Here is a 16,119-nt window from a genome sequence, read left to right as displayed (position 1 = left end):
AAACGCTTGCTACATTCGCACCCTCTGGCGGCGAACGTAGCCTGGACACGTGATCACGGTCATCGACGGCAGGGTCGCGGGGCCCGACGCCACCCTGCCCATGCTCGCCCGCAACGGGCACTTCACCGCCATGCAGGTGCGCGGTCGCCGCACCAGGGGGCTCGACCTGCACCTGGCCCGCCTCGAAGCGGCCAACCGCGAGCTCTACGACGCCGGGCTCGACACCGAGTCGGTCCTCGACTCGATCAGGACCGCGCTCGGCGACGACATCGACGACGCCAGCGTGCGGGTCCATGTGCTGGAGGCCGACGGGCTGCACCTGTTCGTCACCGTGCGGCCGCCCCAGGAGGCCGCCACCTCGCCCAGGACCGTCACGTCCGTCGTCCACCAGCGCTTCCTGCCGCACATCAAGCACACCGGCGGCTTCGCCCAGGGCTACTACGGCGCGCGCGCCCAGGCGCGGGGCTTCGACGAGGCGCTGTTCACCACGGCGGAGGGGCTGGTGTCCGAGGGCACGATCACCAACGTGGGCTGCTTCGACGGCGCCGCGGTGGTCTGGCCGGACGCCCCGATGCTGCACGGCATCACCATGCAGGTGATGGAGCGGCGACTGCGGGCCGCAGGCATCCCGCAGGAGCGCCGCCCCTTCGCGATCGGCGACCTGCCCTCCTTCGAGTCGGTCTTCCTCACCAACTCCCACGGCGTGGTCATGGTGGGCAGACTGGAGGACAGGCCGCTCCCGCTCGACGACGCCTTCGCCGCCCGTCTGCTCGGGCTCTACGCCGACGAGCCTTGGGAGAAGATCTAGCGGCAGGCCACCCGATAGGCGTCCAGGTCGTAGTTCTTGCGCAGCGAGTTGAAGTTCTGCGCGTTCGACCTGGAGCAGAACGACGAGGCGGCCAGCTCGTACTCCACGGTGAAGACCGCCTTGCCCGCCCTGACGAACTGGTCGTAGCCGTAGCCGCCGTTCTGCGCGGTGGTGCACTCGTCGTACTGCCAGCACTGCTCGTTCAGCGCCCAGTCGAAGTACGACAGCAGCCCGGGGATCTGGGCGAGGTCGTTCTTCAGCCCCACCGACAGCCCCCTGGTGTGCGCCTCGTTGGCCAGCCAGGCGTTGTAGGCGAACTGGTGGGCCGCCGTGAGCGGGAAGCCCGTCTCGTTGGTGTAGCCGTCGACGTTGTCGAACTCGATCGCGTCGAAGCCCTTGGCCTTGCACATGTCCATGCGCGCCCGCATGATCTGGCCGAGCTTCCCGCCGTACTGCCTGATGTCGAGCCAGCGCTCGCCGGGCCACTCGTCGAGGTTGGCGCCCAGCGCCGAGGCGGGGAACTGCGCGGCGTCGGGACGCCAGTCCTCGTAGGAGCCCGCGCTGACGTAGCAGACGACCTTGCGGCCCGCCCTGGTCTCGTGCAGGCGCCGCACGACGGCGGCGGAGGCGTTGAAGCCGTCGATGTCGTACATCGTGACGTTCAGGAACGGCTCGGCGGGCACGGAGGACAGCTGCCACTGCCAGCTGGTGTTGAGCGCGGGCTTCCAGCAGCCCGGACAGGGGACGGGGGCAGGGACGGGCGCGGCCGTACGGGCCGACGCCGGGGCCACGAGGAAGGCCATCCAGGTGAGGACGGCGACGGCCAGGATCCTGATTGCTCGCATGCTTCTCCTCGCTGAAATGATCGGCAAGGGCGCCACGCATGCTGTTCCGCACTCCGCGCACACGGCCCTGCCCAGGGCTCGTGAGCGGTGGCGTGGCCCGGGAACGCCGGGGAGCCCACGCCAGCACATGACAAGAGTTGCCCAAACCCCCCGAACTTTCAACAGATTCGAGCAACATGCCGTCGTGGAATACTGGTCGCCCAGGTAGGAGGTGGGGATGTCGCGCATCGTCTTCGTCGGGGCGGGCAACGTCGAGCTGACACGCAGGATCCTGTCCGACCTGCTGCTGTCGGAGCCGTTGCGCGGCAGCCTCGAGCTCGTCCTGCACGACACCGACCCGGCCCGGCTGGCCACCGCCGAGGCCCTGGTCAGAGCGCTCGACGCCGAGGCGGGTTCCGGGGCAAGGATCATCTCCCACGCCGACAGGCGGCGCGCGCTCGACGGGGCCGACCACGTGGTGTCGGCGCTGGAGGTCGGCGGGTTCGAGGCGACGCTGCGCGACTTCCAGATCCCCCACCGCTACGGCCTGCGCCAGACCATCGGCGACACGATCGGCATCGGCGGCATCTTCAGGGGCCTGCGCACCATCCCCGCCGCCGTCGAGCTCGGCCACGACATCGCCGCGCTCTGCCCCGACGCCTGGTTGCTCAGCCACACCGACCCGATGGCCATGACCGGCTGGGCGCTGCACGAGGCCACGGGCCTGACCCGCTTCGCCGGGGTCTGTCACGCCGTCTGCGACACCCACGCCTACCTGGCCGACCTGGTCGGCCGCGACCTCGACGACCTCACGGTGCGCAGCGCGGGCGTCAACCACCAGTCGTTCGTGCTGGTCTTCGCCGACGAGCGGGGCCGCTCCCTCTACGCCGAGCTCGACGACGCGCTGGCCGCCGATCCCGAGCTGAAGAGCCACGTCAGGGTGGAGATGTACCACCGGTTCGGCTACTTCCCCACCGAGTCGAGCGAGCACGCGGCGGAGTACGTGCCGTGGATCATGCGGCACGCGGCGGAGACCTCCAGGCTCGGCGTGCCCGTGGAGGAGTACCTGCGCAGGGCGGGCATGACCCTGCATGTCTACGAGGAGACCAGGCGGGCGCTGGCGGCCGGCAGGCCGATGCTGATCCGCTGGCAGCACCAGGAGCCCGCGGCGACCGCGCTGCTCGCCATGCTGACCGGCCAGGAGAGGCTGGTCCACGTGAACGTCCGCAATGACGGGCTGATCTCCAACCTGCCGTCGGAGGCGTGCGTCGAGGTGCCCGCGCTGGTCGACGCCTCGGGGGTGCGCCCGCAGCCGGTGGGCGAGCTGCCCATCCAGCTGGCCGCGCTCAACCGCACCTTCCTCAACGTCGTCGAGCTGACCGTGCGGGCGGTGCTCGACGGCGACCGCAGGCACGTCCTGCACGCGGCCATGCTCGACCCCAACACCGCCGCGACGCTCCCCCTGCCCGCCATCGAGGCGCTGGTCGAGGAGCTACTGGCGGCCCACGGCGACCTGCTGCCCGAGGCGGTGCGCGGGTGAAGGAGTCGATGCCCACCGAGGTGCGCCGCGACCGCATGCTCGGCCTGCTGCGCGAGCAGGACTTCGCCAGGGTCAACGAGCTGGCCGAGGCGTTCGGCGTCTCCAGCGTCACCGTGCGCGCCGATCTCGACGCGCTGGAGGAGCAGGGCATGGTGCGCAGGGTGCGCGGCGGCGCGGTCGCCGCGGGTCCCGCGCGCACCGAGCCCTCGTTCGAGATGTCGCTCGGCGCCGCGGCCGTGGAGAAGGGCCTCATCGCCAAGGCCGCCGCCCGCCTGATCGGCTCGGGCGAGAGCGTGCTGATGGGCGCGGGCACCACCACCGCCTACGTGGCCAGGGAGCTGGTCGCCCGCGCCGACCTGACCGAGGTCACGGTCTTCACCAACGGCCTGCGCACCGCGCTCGAGCTGGAGCCCGCCCTGCCCCGCTTCTCCGTCGTGGTCACCGGCGGCAGCCTGCGCCGCCAGCAGCACTCCCTCGTCGACCCGATGGCGGGCAGGCTGCTCGACGGCATCAGGGCCAACACCGTCTTCCTCGGCTGCGGCGGCGTCGATCCCGACGGCGGCTTCACCAACGTCAACCTGCCCGATGCGGAGATGAAGCAGCGGATGCTGCGCGCGGCCTCCAGGCGCGTCGTGGTGGCCGACTCCACCAAGCTCGGCAGGGTGGAGCTGGCCCCGATCTGCGGGCTGACCGACGTCGACCTGCTGATCACCGGCGAGTCGGCCGACCCCGCCGTGGTGGCGGGGCTGCGCGAGCGGGGCCTGACGGTCGAACTGGCCGGTTAGGTCGCCAGCGTGACCCTGAGCGCCTCGGGCAGCAGCTCGCCGTGCGCCAGGGTCAGCTCGTCGCACATGCGCCAGATGTCGTCGAGCGAGAGCGTGGCCGAGGCGTTCGGGTCGACCATGACGGCGTGCCGTACGTGCTCGGGCCTGCCCTCCCGCGCGGCGCGGACGGTCAGCTCGCCCACACTGACGTAGGCGCGGTTGAGCGCCGCGCACTGCGGCGGCAGCGCGCCCGCCCTGGTCGGACGCACGCCCGTGCCGTCCACCACGCACGGCACCTCCACCACGCAGCCGGCGGGCAGGTTGGAGATCAGCCCGTCGTTGACCACGTTGCCGTAGACGACGCGGGGGGCGCCGGTGACCATGCTGTGGATGATCTGCGGGGCGTACTCGTCGGTGCCGGCGATCTCCAGCTCGGCGCCGTGTCGCACGGCGTCGCGGGTGCGCTCGTACTCCCGCACGTTCTCCTCGCTGACCCGCAGGTACTCCCCCACGGGAATGCGCAGCCTGTCGATCTCCCCGCCGTGGCGCAGCAGCCACGGCACGTACTCGGCCGAGTGCTCGCTGGTCTCGGTCGGGTAGTGGCCGAGGCGCCTGTACATCTCCACCCGCACCCTGCGCCGCAGCTCGGGATCGGCGTCGACGCGCGCGTCGAGCCGGTCGTAGAGGTTCTCGCCCTGCCTCTCGAAGCGCAGCACCCACGCCTGGTGGTTGACGCCGGCCGCCTGGTAGGTGACCTCCTCGTACGGCACGCCGACCAGCTCCGCCAGCCCCCGCATGGTCCAGTGGACCGAGTGGCACAGCCCGACGACGTTGCGCACCCTGCTCGACAGGTACCACACGTTCATGGCCATCGGATTGGTGTAGTTGAGCAGCAACGCGTCGGGGCAGACCGCCGCGATGTCCTCGGCCAGGGCGTCGAGCACGGGGAAGGTGCGCAGCGCGCGGAAGACCCCGCCGACGCCGATCGTGTCGGCGATCGTCTGGCGAAGGCCGTAGCGGGCGGGGATCTCGAAGTCGGTGACGGTGGAGGCGTGCCCGCCGACCTGGATCATGTTGATCACGAAGTCGGCGCCTTCGAGGGCGGCGCGCCGCTCGAGGGTGGAGCTGACGCGCGGTCGCGCGCCTTGGGCCTCGGCGATGCGGAGGGCGACGGCCTCGGCGACCTCGAGGCGCTCGGGGTCGATGTCGTGCAGCACGAGGTTGATCGAGCGCAGTTCCGGATAGGCCAGGAGGTCGGCCAGCAGCCCCTGGGTGAAGACGACGCTCCCCGCGCCCACGAACACGATCTTCGGGTTTCTCATGAGGTTGCTTCCTCCCAGGTCGGTTGCGCCGCTGTGCCCCCCGCGGCTCGGGTGGAGAGGGTCCCGGCCCTGACCGCGAGCTCCACGCACGCGCGCAGCGGCAGGCCCCTGAGCCTGGCGGCCAGGAAGCCGGCGTTGAAGCTGTCGCCCGCGCCCACGGCGTCGGCGAAGCCGGTGCCGTGGACCGTGACGGGGACGTGGAGCGGGCCGTCCTGCGGCCAGGCGAGCGCGCCGTCGCCGCCGCGCTTCACCACCGGCAGGGGTCCGAGAGCGGCCAGCGCCGCGGCCGCGTCCGCCACGTCGGAGCCGGCCGCCGCCAGCGCGCCCGCCATCGCGAGGGCCTCGGCCTCGTTCGGCAGCAGGACGTCGGTGAGGCCGACCACCCGCTCCAGCCCCTTCCACTCCCCCGCGGGGTCGTCGTTGGTGTCGAGCGAGGTGCCCACGCCGCGTTCGCGGGCCGCGGCGAACAGCCCGGTGACGTCCAGGCCCGGCTGCAGGAAGAAGGAGGAGACGTGCACGTGCGCCGCCCTGGCGACCAGCGAGGACGGCACCGCCCACGGGTCGGGCAGGCAGCCGGGAGCGGTCATGATCGCTCTGTCGCCTCCGCGCACGAGCACCACGGTCAGCGCGGTGGGCCTGGCGGGCTCGACGACGCAGGCGGAGACGTCCACCCCCCGTCCGGCGAGCGAGGAGAGCACGAAGTCGCCCGCCGCGTCGGCGCCCACGCGCCCGGCGAAGGCGGTGCGCAGCCCGAGCCTGGCCGCTCCGCACGCGGTGATCGCGCCGGAACCGCCGAGCACCAGCTCCCCCGTCTCGACCAGCTGCTCGCGCTGCCCGAAGGCGAGCTGGGGCGGTGCCCCCGAGACGATCACGTCGGGGTTGGCGTCACCCACGACGAGCAGATCGAAGTCTGTTGTGGCCATGGGCAGGAACGCTCGCAGTGCCTTCGATAACTTGTCAAGTCTTTCAAAAATGGAATCCGAGCGAAGGTATTGACAAGTTTTCGTAAGTTGCCAAGATGGGCCCCGTGTCCACACTCACGTTGCAGGGCCGACGGCGCGACGACAGGCGGATCGCGCTGGTCTTCCTGGCCCCCGCGCTGGTCGGCTTCGGCGTCTTCTATGTGTATCCGGCCCTGCTGGGCGCCTGGTACTCGATGACGGACTGGAACCTGCTGTCGGAGCCCGCCTTCGTGGGCGCCGACAACTTCGCGACGCTCCTGACCGATCCGCTGTTCTGGAACTCACTCAAGGTCACGGGCTACTACGTGGTGCTGACGATCGCCATCCAGATGGGCGGCGGTCTGCTGCTGGCCGCGCTGATGCACAGGCTGACGCGCTCGGTCGTGCTGCGCTCGCTGCTGGTGGTGCCGTGGCTGGTGCCCAACGTGACGGTCGGCCTGCTGTGGATGTGGCTGCTGGACGCCAACCTCGGCTTCTTCAACCACCTGCTGACCGGCATGGGCCTGGACAACCAGGGCTTTCTGACCTCGCCCGACCTGGCCATGCCGAGCGTCTCGCTGATCAACGCCTGGACCTCGACCGGGTACACGGCGCTGCTGCTGTACGCGGGGATGTGCCTGGTGCCCAAGCAGGTCTACGAGGCCGCCGCGCTCGACGGCGCGGGCGAGCTGCGCACCTTCTTCAGGGTCACGCTGCCGCTCATGCGGCCGATCCTGACCTTCGTCCTCGTGGTGTCGCTCATCGGCTCCTTCCAGCTGTTCGACACCGTCGCGGTCACCACCAAGGGAGGGCCCGTCAACGCCACCAGGGTCGTCTACTACTACATCTACGAACAGGCCTTCACCCACTTCAAGATGGGCTACGCCTCGGCCATGGCGCTCACCCTGGTGCTCATCCTCGGCGTGCTGACCTTCGCCCAGATGCGCATGCTCCGCGCCTCGACCTCGGACCTGGCATGAGACGACTCCTCGCATGGGCCTGCCTGGCCCTGGCCATCGTGATCACCCTCTTCCCCTTCTACTGGATGCTGCGCACGGCGATCACGCCGGGGCGCGAGCTGGCCACCGACAACTTCGGCCTGCTGCCCGAGCACCCCACGCTGGTCAACTTCGAGCGCGTGCTCGGCCTGGCCAGCCCCGAGGAGTCGAGGGCGGCGGGAGGCTCGGGCGCCAACCTCGACTTCTTCCTCTACCTGCGCAACTCCCTTGTCTACACCGGCCTCGTCACAGCGGCGCAGACGCTGTTCTGCGCGATGGCCGGCTACGCCTTCGCCAGGCTCCGCTTCCCCGGCAGGGACGCGCTGTTCGGGCTGTTCGTGGCCGCGCTGATGGTGCCGCCGATCTTCACGCTGCTGCCCACCTTCGCGGTGGTCAAGGAGCTCGGCTGGCTCAACACCTTCCAGGGCCTGGTGGCGCCGAGCATGCTCATGACACCCTTCGCCGTCTTCTTCCTGCGGCAGTTCTTCCTCGCCTTCCCCCGCGAGGTGGAGCAGGCCGCCACGATCGACGGCGCGAGCAGGTGGGCGCTGTTCTGGCGGGTGGTGCTGCCCATGACCAAGGGCCCGCTGTTCACCCTCGCCCTGACCACCGCGGTCTGGTCGTGGAACGACTACCTGTGGCCGCTGCTCGTGGCGCCCGGCGAGCAGACCCGGGTGCTGACCGCGGCGCTCGGCATCTTCCTCAAGCAGTCGCCCAACACCGCCTACGACTGGACCGGCCTGATGGCCGGCTCGGCGCTGTCGGTCATCCCCGTCCTGTTGCTGCTGGTCTTCTTCGGCCGCCGGCTCGTGGACTCCATCCAGTTCAGTGGTCTCAAATAGGAGGCTTGCCATGAAACGAGCGGCGCTGGCCGTACTGCTGCTGACGGCGGCGTGCGGCACCTCCGCGCAGGACAGCGGGAACGTCACCCTCACCTACGGGCTGTGGGACGACATCCAGCAGGGCGCCTACCAGCAGTGCGCGGACGCCTTCCAGAAGGCCAACCCCGGCATCACGATCAAGATCCAGCAGAGCGCCTGGGACCAGTACTGGCAGAACCTCACCACCCAGATGGTCTCGGGCGACGCCCCCGACGTGATCACCATGCAGGCCTCCTACTACCCGCAGTTCGTCAAGAACGGCCAGCTGCTCGACCTGGAGCCGATGGTCAAGGCCGACAAGGTCGACCTCTCGCAGTACCGGGCGGGCCTGGCCGAGCTGTGGGTCAAGGACGGCAAGCGGTACGGCCTGCCCAAGGACTGGGACACGATGGCGGTCGTCTACAACGTCGAGCAGGCCAAGAAGGCGGGCGTCGACCTCAAGGACCTCACCTGGAACCCCGCGGACGGCGGCACGTTCGAGAAGGCCATCGCCAGGCTCACCGTCGACTCGGCGGGCAGGCGCGGCGACGAGGAGGGCTTCGACAAGAGCGAGGTGGCCGTCCACGGCTACGTCCCCGAACTGCGCGACGGCGCGCTCGGCCAGAACGGCTGGGGGGACCTGGCCGTCTCCAACGGCTTCAGCTTCATCGACAAGAACCCGTTCGGCACTAGGTACTTCTACGACAGCCCCAAGCTGGCCGAGACCGTCGAGTGGTTCAAGCGCCTCAGCGACAAGGGCTACACCGCGCCCTACGACAAGGTCAGCTCGCTGGGCACCGACGCGGTGCTCGAGTCGGGCAAGGCCGCGCTGGGCATCACGGGCTCCTGGATGATCAACACCTACCTGGCGGAGGGCGCGTTCGCCTTCGCTCCCCTGCCCGAGGGCCCGCAGGGGCGCAGGTCCGCCTTCAACGGACTGGCCGACGTCGTCTACGCGGGCACCGAGCACAAGGAGGCCGCGTGGAAGTGGGTGAAGTTCCTCGGCTCCACCGGCTGCCAGGACATCGTCGGCGACAGCGCGGTGGTCTTCCCCGCGATCACCTCCTCGGCCGAGCGGGCCATGAAGGCGCACGAGAAGGCGGGGCGTGACGTCTCGGCCTTCACCTCGGTCGCCGACGCCAAGGACGGCACCTTCCTGCTGCCCGTCAGCGACCACGGCGACGAGATCGGGCAGATCGTGCAGACCGCCCTGGAGGAGGTGTGGCTGGGGCAGAAGGACGCCGCAGGGGCGCTGAAAGCCGCCAACACGCGGGTCAACGCGCTCTTCGGCGCGGGCTGACCAGCGGATACACTACGCAGGTCCCGGCGCGCCCCGGCGCGCCGTCCGACCCCACCCCCCTGTGACAGCCTTTTTCCAGCGTGACGTGCGATGAAGGAAAGTTACATTCACCTCACAACCTCTGGAGATTATTGACGCATCCGCGGGCTGACCATAGGGTCCGGACAATCCCCGATCTATCCGGACCCATCGATAAGCCCCCCACGGAGCGGTACATGAAGCGACTAGCAGCCGTAGTGGCGCTGCTCGGTCTCGCCACGGCGACAGCGTGCAGCAGCACCGACAACAAGCCCGCGGGCGGTGGGAGCGCCAGTGGCGGCCTCTTCACCACGATCGACGTGAACAGGCCCGGCATCGACGCGAGCGCGCCGGCCAACCCTTACAACCCCAAGGGCAACGCCTTCCCCGGCTACACGACGATGAAGATCGGGTGGGTCGTCAACCACCTGACCGACCCCAACAAGGCGCTGCCGGGTATGGCGGCCAGCTGGGAGATCGAGCCGGACAACTCCGCCATCACGCTCAAGCTGCAGCCGAACGCCAAGTGGTCCGACGGCAAGCCGGTCACCGCCGAGGACGTGAAGCTCTCCATCGCCCTCGCCTACACCCAGGGCAGCACCGCCTTCGCGGTCACGCCCGGCGCGGCGGGCGCGGCGGCCGAGGTCACGGTCGTCGACGACAAGACCATCAAGATCACGCAGGACCCCGCCAACCCCAGCCCCAAGTTCGCGCGCGGCGTGCTCGACACCACGGTGCTGCCCTCCCACGTGTGGAGCAGCGCGGTGCCGGCCACCATCTGGGACACGATCAAGACCGCCCGCGGTGACGGTCCCGAGGCTGAGAAGGCTCGCGAGGAGATCACCGCGCTCGGCCAGAAGGTGATCGCCTTCGCGCCGCCGAAGGACGTCGCGGGCGGCCCCTTCGTACTGGAGCGGGTCAACCCCGGCGAGGCGCTGCTGGTCAAGAACAAGCACTTCTTCAACGCCGCCAACGTGGCCCCCTCCCAGGTGAAGTTCCTCAACTACACCGGCAACGAGCAGATCTGGAACTACCTCACCCAGGGCAAGCTCGACCACTCCGGCTTCGTCGCCGCTCCGACCGACGTGATGAACCGGATCAAGGCCGCGCCGGGCAGCGAGGTCATCAAGGGGTACTCCCCCGTGGCCGTGAGCATGGCCTTCAACCAGAGCAAGAAGCCGTACGACAACGTGCACGTGCGCCGCGGCCTGGCCTACCTCGTCGACCGCGAGCAGGTCACCAAGGTCGCCTCGCCCGAGGGCGGCACCCCGGCGACCACCACGAGCGGCATCCACCAGAAGGCCGCCGCCGCCTGGATCCCCGACACGCTGCCCAAGCTGGAGGCGTACAAGGCCGACCTGGCCAAGGCCGAGGAGGAGTTCAAGACCGCCGGCCTGACCAAGAAGGACGGCAAGTGGACCCTGGCCGACGGCACGCCGTGGAAGGTCTCCATGCACGCGCCCGCCGGCTTCTCCGACTGGCTGTCGGCCCAGGAGAACATCAAGAGCCAGCTCATCAAGGCCGGCATCGACGCGGAGGTCGTGACCACCGCCGACTACCCGGTCTACCTCGAGGAGCTGGCGGCGGGTAAGTACGACGTCGGCTTCTGGCTGATCGCGCTCGGCCCCGCGCCCTACGACATCTTCCAGCGCCTCTACGGCGCCTCCAACGGCTGGGCCAACGTCGGCGGCAAGATCAAGCACTCGCCCGCGGGCAAGGCCGGCAACTGGATGGGCAGCCCCGAGGAGATCGAGGTCGACGGCGCCAAGATCAACCCCGGCGAGCTCACCGCCAAGCTGAACTCGGTGGGCCCCGACGAGGCCAAGCCGATCATGAGCCAGCTGGCCATGGCCGCCAACCAGGACCTCCCGGTCATCCAGCTGTGGGACTACATCAACAACCAGTTCGTCAACAACAGCCGCTTCACCGGCTGGCCCCACGACGACGAGGTCCTGCGTCTGGGAACCGGCGTCCTTCCCTCGGGTGTCTGGATCCAGCAGGGTCTGGTCAAGGCGAAGCAGTAGCGCCCATGACGGTTATCGCACGCCGACTCGCGGGCCACCTGGCCCGCGGGTTCGTCATGATCCTCGTGGTCGCCACGATCAGCTTCTTCATCGTCAACAACATCCCCGGCGACCCGGTCGCCGCGCGTTACGAGAAGCTCGTCGAGCAGGGCATGTCGCCGGAGGCGGCGATGCAGGCCACCAAGGTGCTGTACGGCTTCCTGCCGTCGGGATCGATCTGGGACCAGTACGTCTCCTACATGAGCGGGCTGCTCCGCTTCGACCTCGGCGTCTCGGTCACCCACCCTGGGCGCCCCGTCCTCGACGTGCTCGCCGAAAAGACGAAGTGGACCGTTCTACCGGTCCTGCTGGGCACCCTGCTCAGCTTCCTCGTCGGCGTGATCCTCGGCGTCTACGCCGCGATCAAGCGCACCGGCAAGCTCGGTGACGTACTGGCCGTCTCCGGCTCGCTGCTGCACGGCATCCCGCAGTACATCCTGGCCATGCTGCTGGTCGTGATCTTCGCGACGCTGATCCCGATCCTGCCCCACGACGGGCCGGTGGACATCCTGTTCGAGCCCGGCTTCAACGCCGGCTACCTCGGCTCGCTGGCCGAGCACGCCGTCCTGCCGGTCGCGACCTACGCGCTGTCGGCCTACGGCGGCTGGATCCTGGCCATGAAGTCCAGCGTGGTGACGGTCCTCGGCGACGACTTCATCCTGGCCGCCGAGCTGCGCGGGATGAAGCGGTCGATCATCTTCCGCTACATCGCGCGCAACGCGATCCTGCCGCTGTTCACGATCCTCGCGCTCTCGCTCGGACTGCTGCTCGGCGGCGCGGTCTTCATCGAGAAGATCTTCAACTATCCGGGGCTCGGCCTGCTGCTCATCGACAGCATCACCCTGCGCGACTACGCCCTCATGGGAGGGGCGTTCCTGCTGATCACCGTGGCGGTCATCGTGGCCAACATCGTGGCCGACCTGTTCTACACCGTGATCGACCCGCGGGTGCGGAGTGGAGAGGAGGCCCGATGAGCATCGTGCTGGAGAGCAGCACGGCGACCATTCGCCGCAACTTCTGGAACGGCGTCTGGCGCGTCATGAAGCGCAAGCCCAGCCGCATGGTCGGGGTCGTCATCATTCTCGGCTTCGCCTTCATGGGCGTCTTCGGGCCGATGTTCTATCCCGCCCAGCTGCCCGACAACCCCGACGCCATCACCCAGCCGCCCAGCTGGGAGCACTGGTTCGGCACCGACCCGCAGGGCAGGGACGTGCTCGCGCTGGTCATCACCGGCTCGCGCTACGTGCTGCTCAGCGCCGCGGTGACCGCCCTCATCACGGTGGTCCTCGGCACCGCGCTCGGCCTGTACTCGGGCTTCAAGCGCGGGCGCTGGGACACGGTGCTCATGCGGATCACCGACATGAAGCTCACCATCCCCGGTCTGCCGCTGCTGCTGGTGCTGGCGACGGTGTGGAAGTTCGGCAACCCCATCCAGATGGGGCTGGTGCTCGGCCTGCTCGGCTGGGGCGGGGTGGCCCGAGCCGTCCGCGCGCAGACGCTCTCCCTGCGCGAGCGCGGCTTCATCGAGGCGGCGCGCGGGCTCGGTCTGTCCACGACGCACATCATCGGCAAGGAACTGCTGCCCAGCATGGCGCCCTATATCGCGATGAACATGCTCATCGCGGTGACCGGCGCCGTCTACGCGCAGGTCGGCCTGTTCTTCCTGGGCGTGCTCCCCTACGAGTCGGACAACTGGGGCGTGATGCTGAACCTCGCCGTCTTCCAGGCCGGCGCCATGATCACACCGACCGCTCTCGGCTACCTGCTGGCGCCGCTGCTGGCGATCCTGCTGCTCACGCTGGGGATCGTGCTGGTGGTGGACGCGATGGACGAGATCTTCAACCCCCGGCTGCGCGAGGAGTAGGAAGTGGCGAAACAAGCGCCGGGAGTGCGCATCGACGGCCTCACGGTCGTCTACAAGACCCCGGCGGGCGAGCTGCCCGCCGTACGGGATGTCAGCATGGAGCTGGCTGCGGGCACGATCACCGGCATCGTCGGCGAGTCGGGCTCGGGCAAGTCCACGCTCGCCTTCTCGCTGCTCAACGCGGTGCAACCGCCCGGACGCATCAGCGCGGGCAGCGTCGAGATCGACGACCTCGGCAACGTGGTGTCCTTCCAGGGCGAGCAGTTGCGCAAGGCCAGGGGCGCCCACATCGGCTACGTCTTCCAGGCCGCCCAGAACTCGCTCAACCCGCTCAAGACCGTCGGCAAGCAGCTGCTCGACCTGGGCCGCTCGCACGGCGTCGAGGACCTGCGCGGGCTGGTGAGGGAGGCCAAGGAGTTGCTGGGCCGCATGGGCCTGGACGGCGCGCGGGTGCTCGACTCCCACCAGCACGAGCTGTCGGGCGGCATGCGCCAGCGCGTCGGCATCATGCTGGCGCTGGTGCTCAACGCCCACCTGGTCGTGCTCGACGAGCCGACGACCGCGCTCGACATGATCACCCAGGCGACCATCCTGCGGATCATCCGCGAGGTGCACGCCGAGCGTGGGCTGACCACCATGATCATCACCCATGACATCGGCGTGGTCGCCGAGGTCGCCGACCGCCTCGCGGTCATGTACGGCGGCCGCATCGTCGAGCAGGGCCCCACCCGCCAGGTGCTCGCCGACCCGCAGCACCCCTACACGCGCGGCCTGATCAGGGCCATCCCGCGCCTGACGGGTGACATCAACCAGGCGCAGGCGCTGCCGGGAAGGCCGCCGACGCTGACCACCGTGCCGAAGGAGGGGTGCGTGTTCAGAGAGCGCTGCTCGCTGCGCATGGACGTGTGCGACACCGTCGACCCCGAGGCCATCCCCCACGGGGATCGGATCATCGCCTGCCACGCGGTCAAGGTGAAGGAGCACGCATGATCAGCGGCAAGGGCATCACCAAGACCTTCAAGCAGCGCGGAAGCGTGCTGGCGGGCCGCACGGTGCAGGCGCTGCGCGGGGTGGACTTCCAGATCCCCAAGGGCGGGGCCGCCTCCTTCATCGGCGAGTCGGGGTGCGGCAAGACCACGCTCGGCAGGATCATCGCCGGCCTGGAGACCTACGACACCGGCGAGATCACCATCGACGGCGTCAGCGTGACCTCGCCGAAGGACCGGCTCTTCCGCAAGGTCCAGATGATCCACCAGGACCCCTACTCGGCCCTGAACCCCACCCGCACCATCCACCAGACGCTGCGGGCCCCGCTGGAGCTGCGCGCCAAGCAGACCCGCAGGCCCAAGTCGTGGATCGACGAGCGCGCGCACGAGGTCCTCGGCCTGGTCGGCCTCGACCCCGCCAGCGTGATCGGCCGCTACCCCCACCAGCTGTCCGGCGGCATGCGCCAGCGCGTGGTCATCGCCCGCGCGCTCACGGTCGACCCCGAGATGCTCGTCGCCGACGAGGCCACCTCCATGATCGACGTCTCGCTCCGGCTCGGCATCCTGGCACTGCTGAAGGACCTGCGCGAACGCCTCGGCGTGAGCGTGCTGTTCATCACCCACGACGTGGCCACCGCGCGCTACATCGGCGACGACGGCGAGCTGTACGTCATCTACCGCGGCCAGGTCATCGAGCGCGGCTCTGTCGACACGATCATCTCCGACCCCGTGCACCCCTACACCCAGTCGCTGCTGTCGGCCATCCCCGTGCTGCACGGCTTGGAGGAGCCGGGGCCCGAGCCTGTGGTGCCGACCGAGGCGCTGGACGCCGACCACGAGGACGCCGGCTGTCTGTTCGCCAGGCGCTGCCCGTTCAGGACCGAGGAGTGCGAGACGGGCCGTCCCGTGCTCGGGCTGACCGAGGGCGTCCCGCAGGAGCACGCCTGCTTCCATCCCAAGTCGCGCGACGTCGTCGCCACCCACCTGGGGCGCGTGTGATCACCGCGGCCGAGCTGCCCGCGCTGGGCGAGATCGCCAGGGCGGCCCTCACCCTCGACGCGGACGAGGCCCCCGCGCTGGTCGCACGGCTGGCCGCGCCGCCGCAGACCCGGCGGTGGACGGCGCTGGCCACCGAGGGCGGCTTCGTCATGGCCTCGCTGGCCGAGCGCGATCCCACGGTCGGGCACATCGACCTGCTGGCCGTACACCCCGCCCATCAGGGCAAGGGACGCGGACGCGAGCTGCTGCGCGCCGCGGAGGAGTGGCTGCGTGCCGAGGGGGCGACGCAGGCGCGCTTCGCGGGAAACCCGCCCGCCTACGCGTGGCCGGGCATCGACGTGCGATACACCGCCGCCGCCTGCCTGGCCGAGAGCGCGGGCTACGAGCGTTACCACGTCGCGTGGAACATGACGGCCCCGCTGCCGCCTCCCGCCGAGGAGCGGCCCGTACGGCAGGGCGTCACGCTCCACAAGGCCGGCGACCAGGACCGCAGGGAGGTCGCCGCCTTCGTCGAGAAGGAGTGGAACGAGCGCTGGGCATGGGAGGCGAGCAGCGCCACAGGGCTGCACTACGCCAGGCTCGACGGCCAGATCGTCGCGTTCGCCGCCTGGGGCGCCAGGCCCGGCTGGTTCGGCCCGATGGGCACCTCGCCCGCAGCGCGCGGGCTCGGCCTCGGCGGCGTGCTGCTGCGCCGCTGCCTGGCAGAGCAGCACGCCGCGGGACTGTCCGAGGCGCAGATCGGCTGGGTGGGCCCGCTCCGCTTCTACTCGCGCGCCGTGGGCGCGCGAGCCGAGCGGGTCTTCTGGCTCTACCGGCGCGATCTGCGTTGAGG

At 69.8% G+C, this 16,119-nt stretch carries 15 protein-coding genes; 12 read left to right on the top strand and 3 right to left on the bottom strand.

Annotated elements, in window-relative coordinates; translation table 11 throughout:
- Positions 1-49 precede the first annotated feature (49 nt).
- A complete protein-coding gene (locus ABFX55_RS14880) occupies positions 50-808 on the top strand; it encodes an aminotransferase class IV (protein ID WP_346121375.1) in 759 nt (252 codons plus the stop codon).
- Here the strand turns inward: ABFX55_RS14880 and ABFX55_RS14875 are convergent.
- The gene (locus tag ABFX55_RS14875) at positions 805-1,653 is read right to left on the bottom strand and encodes an endo alpha-1,4 polygalactosaminidase (RefSeq protein ID WP_346121373.1); all 849 of its coding nucleotides are present in this window, start codon (positions 1,651-1,653) and stop codon (positions 805-807) included. The two genes, ABFX55_RS14880 and ABFX55_RS14875, sit on opposite strands and share 4 nt — an antisense overlap.
- A gap of 217 nt (positions 1,654-1,870) precedes the next feature.
- Here ABFX55_RS14875 and ABFX55_RS14870 point away from each other — a divergent pair, with 217 nt between their 5' ends.
- The gene (locus ABFX55_RS14870) at positions 1,871-3,172 is read left to right on the top strand and encodes a family 4 glycosyl hydrolase (RefSeq protein WP_346121371.1); all 1,302 of its coding nucleotides are present in this window, start codon (positions 1,871-1,873) and stop codon (positions 3,170-3,172) included.
- A gap of 8 nt (positions 3,173-3,180) precedes the next feature.
- Complete coding sequence (locus ABFX55_RS14865; protein ID WP_346121369.1) at positions 3,181-3,957, top strand: DeoR/GlpR family DNA-binding transcription regulator; 777 nt, start codon at positions 3,181-3,183, stop codon at positions 3,955-3,957.
- Here the strand turns inward: ABFX55_RS14865 and melA are convergent.
- Complete coding sequence (gene melA, locus ABFX55_RS14860) at positions 3,954-5,258, bottom strand: alpha-glucosidase/alpha-galactosidase (RefSeq protein ID WP_346121367.1); 1,305 nt, start codon at positions 5,256-5,258, stop codon at positions 3,954-3,956. The genes ABFX55_RS14865 and melA overlap by 4 nt on opposite strands.
- Positions 5,255-6,181: a carbohydrate kinase family protein gene (locus ABFX55_RS14855; protein ID WP_346121365.1), complete on the bottom strand. Its 927-nt coding sequence runs from the start codon at positions 6,179-6,181 to the stop codon at positions 5,255-5,257. Before ABFX55_RS14855 ends, melA begins: the two co-directional genes overlap by 4 nt.
- A 104-nt stretch (positions 6,182-6,285) precedes the next feature.
- On the opposite strand from ABFX55_RS14855, the gene ABFX55_RS14850 reads away from it, so the two are divergent.
- From ABFX55_RS14850 to ABFX55_RS14810, 9 genes are all read left to right on the top strand, one after another.
- Positions 6,286-7,179, top strand: coding sequence for a carbohydrate ABC transporter permease (locus ABFX55_RS14850; RefSeq protein ID WP_346121363.1), 894 nt, complete (start codon positions 6,286-6,288; stop codon positions 7,177-7,179).
- Positions 7,176-8,039 (top strand): carbohydrate ABC transporter permease, encoded by an 864-nt coding sequence (locus tag ABFX55_RS14845; RefSeq protein ID WP_346121362.1) that lies wholly within the window; start codon positions 7,176-7,178, stop codon positions 8,037-8,039. Before ABFX55_RS14850 ends, ABFX55_RS14845 begins: the two co-directional genes overlap by 4 nt.
- A 10-nt stretch (positions 8,040-8,049) precedes the next feature.
- A complete protein-coding gene (locus ABFX55_RS14840) occupies positions 8,050-9,357 on the top strand; it encodes an ABC transporter substrate-binding protein (protein WP_346121360.1) in 1,308 nt (435 codons plus the stop codon).
- A 215-nt stretch (positions 9,358-9,572) separates the two neighbouring features.
- The gene (locus ABFX55_RS14835) at positions 9,573-11,399 is read left to right on the top strand and encodes an ABC transporter substrate-binding protein (RefSeq protein ID WP_346121358.1); all 1,827 of its coding nucleotides are present in this window, start codon (positions 9,573-9,575) and stop codon (positions 11,397-11,399) included.
- A 5-nt stretch (positions 11,400-11,404) separates the two neighbouring features.
- Positions 11,405-12,412: an ABC transporter permease gene (locus tag ABFX55_RS14830; protein ID WP_346121356.1), complete on the top strand. Its 1,008-nt coding sequence runs from the start codon at positions 11,405-11,407 to the stop codon at positions 12,410-12,412.
- Positions 12,409-13,302, top strand: a complete 894-nt coding sequence (locus ABFX55_RS14825) for an ABC transporter permease (protein ID WP_346121354.1) — start codon at positions 12,409-12,411, stop codon at positions 13,300-13,302. The genes ABFX55_RS14830 and ABFX55_RS14825 overlap by 4 nt, the downstream gene beginning before the upstream one ends.
- 3 nt (positions 13,303-13,305) lie before the next feature.
- The gene (locus ABFX55_RS14820) at positions 13,306-14,292 is read left to right on the top strand and encodes an ABC transporter ATP-binding protein (RefSeq protein WP_346121352.1); all 987 of its coding nucleotides are present in this window, start codon (positions 13,306-13,308) and stop codon (positions 14,290-14,292) included.
- The gene (locus ABFX55_RS14815) at positions 14,289-15,287 is read left to right on the top strand and encodes an ABC transporter ATP-binding protein (RefSeq protein ID WP_346121350.1); all 999 of its coding nucleotides are present in this window, start codon (positions 14,289-14,291) and stop codon (positions 15,285-15,287) included. Before ABFX55_RS14820 ends, ABFX55_RS14815 begins: the two co-directional genes overlap by 4 nt.
- A complete protein-coding gene (locus tag ABFX55_RS14810; RefSeq protein ID WP_346121349.1) occupies positions 15,284-16,117 on the top strand; it encodes a GNAT family N-acetyltransferase in 834 nt (277 codons plus the stop codon). The genes ABFX55_RS14815 and ABFX55_RS14810 overlap by 4 nt, the downstream gene beginning before the upstream one ends.
- Positions 16,118-16,119 lie beyond the last annotated feature (2 nt).

The sequence above is a fragment of the Nonomuraea roseola genome, assembly GCF_039535395.1.
GTDB classification, from domain to species: domain Bacteria; phylum Actinomycetota; class Actinomycetes; order Streptosporangiales; family Streptosporangiaceae; genus Nonomuraea; species Nonomuraea roseola.
The sequence above is the reverse complement of the archived record's forward strand: the minus strand, read 5'-3'. Positions and strand labels throughout refer to the sequence as shown.

Excerpts from the sequence above, each read along its gene's own strand:
- ABFX55_RS14825 (WP_346121354.1), top strand. The coding sequence starts at position 12,409 with ATGAGCATCGTGCTGGAGAGCAGCACGGCGACCATTCGCCGCAACTTC.
- ABFX55_RS14830 (WP_346121356.1), top strand. The coding sequence starts at position 11,405 with ATGACGGTTATCGCACGCCGACTCGCGGGCCACCTGGCCCGCGGGTTC.
- melA (WP_346121367.1), bottom strand. The coding sequence starts at position 5,258 with ATGAGAAACCCGAAGATCGTGTTCGTGGGCGCGGGGAGCGTCGTCTTC.
- ABFX55_RS14840 (WP_346121360.1), top strand. The coding sequence starts at position 8,050 with ATGAAACGAGCGGCGCTGGCCGTACTGCTGCTGACGGCGGCGTGCGGC.
- ABFX55_RS14855 (WP_346121365.1), bottom strand. The coding sequence starts at position 6,181 with ATGGCCACAACAGACTTCGATCTGCTCGTCGTGGGTGACGCCAACCCC.
- ABFX55_RS14875 (WP_346121373.1), bottom strand. The coding sequence starts at position 1,653 with ATGCGAGCAATCAGGATCCTGGCCGTCGCCGTCCTCACCTGGATGGCC.
- ABFX55_RS14870 (WP_346121371.1), top strand. The coding sequence starts at position 1,871 with ATGTCGCGCATCGTCTTCGTCGGGGCGGGCAACGTCGAGCTGACACGC.
- ABFX55_RS14835 (WP_346121358.1), top strand. The coding sequence starts at position 9,573 with ATGAAGCGACTAGCAGCCGTAGTGGCGCTGCTCGGTCTCGCCACGGCG.
- ABFX55_RS14815 (WP_346121350.1), top strand. The coding sequence starts at position 14,289 with ATGATCAGCGGCAAGGGCATCACCAAGACCTTCAAGCAGCGCGGAAGC.
- ABFX55_RS14845 (WP_346121362.1), top strand. The coding sequence starts at position 7,176 with ATGAGACGACTCCTCGCATGGGCCTGCCTGGCCCTGGCCATCGTGATC.
- ABFX55_RS14865 (WP_346121369.1), top strand. The coding sequence starts at position 3,181 with ATGCCCACCGAGGTGCGCCGCGACCGCATGCTCGGCCTGCTGCGCGAG.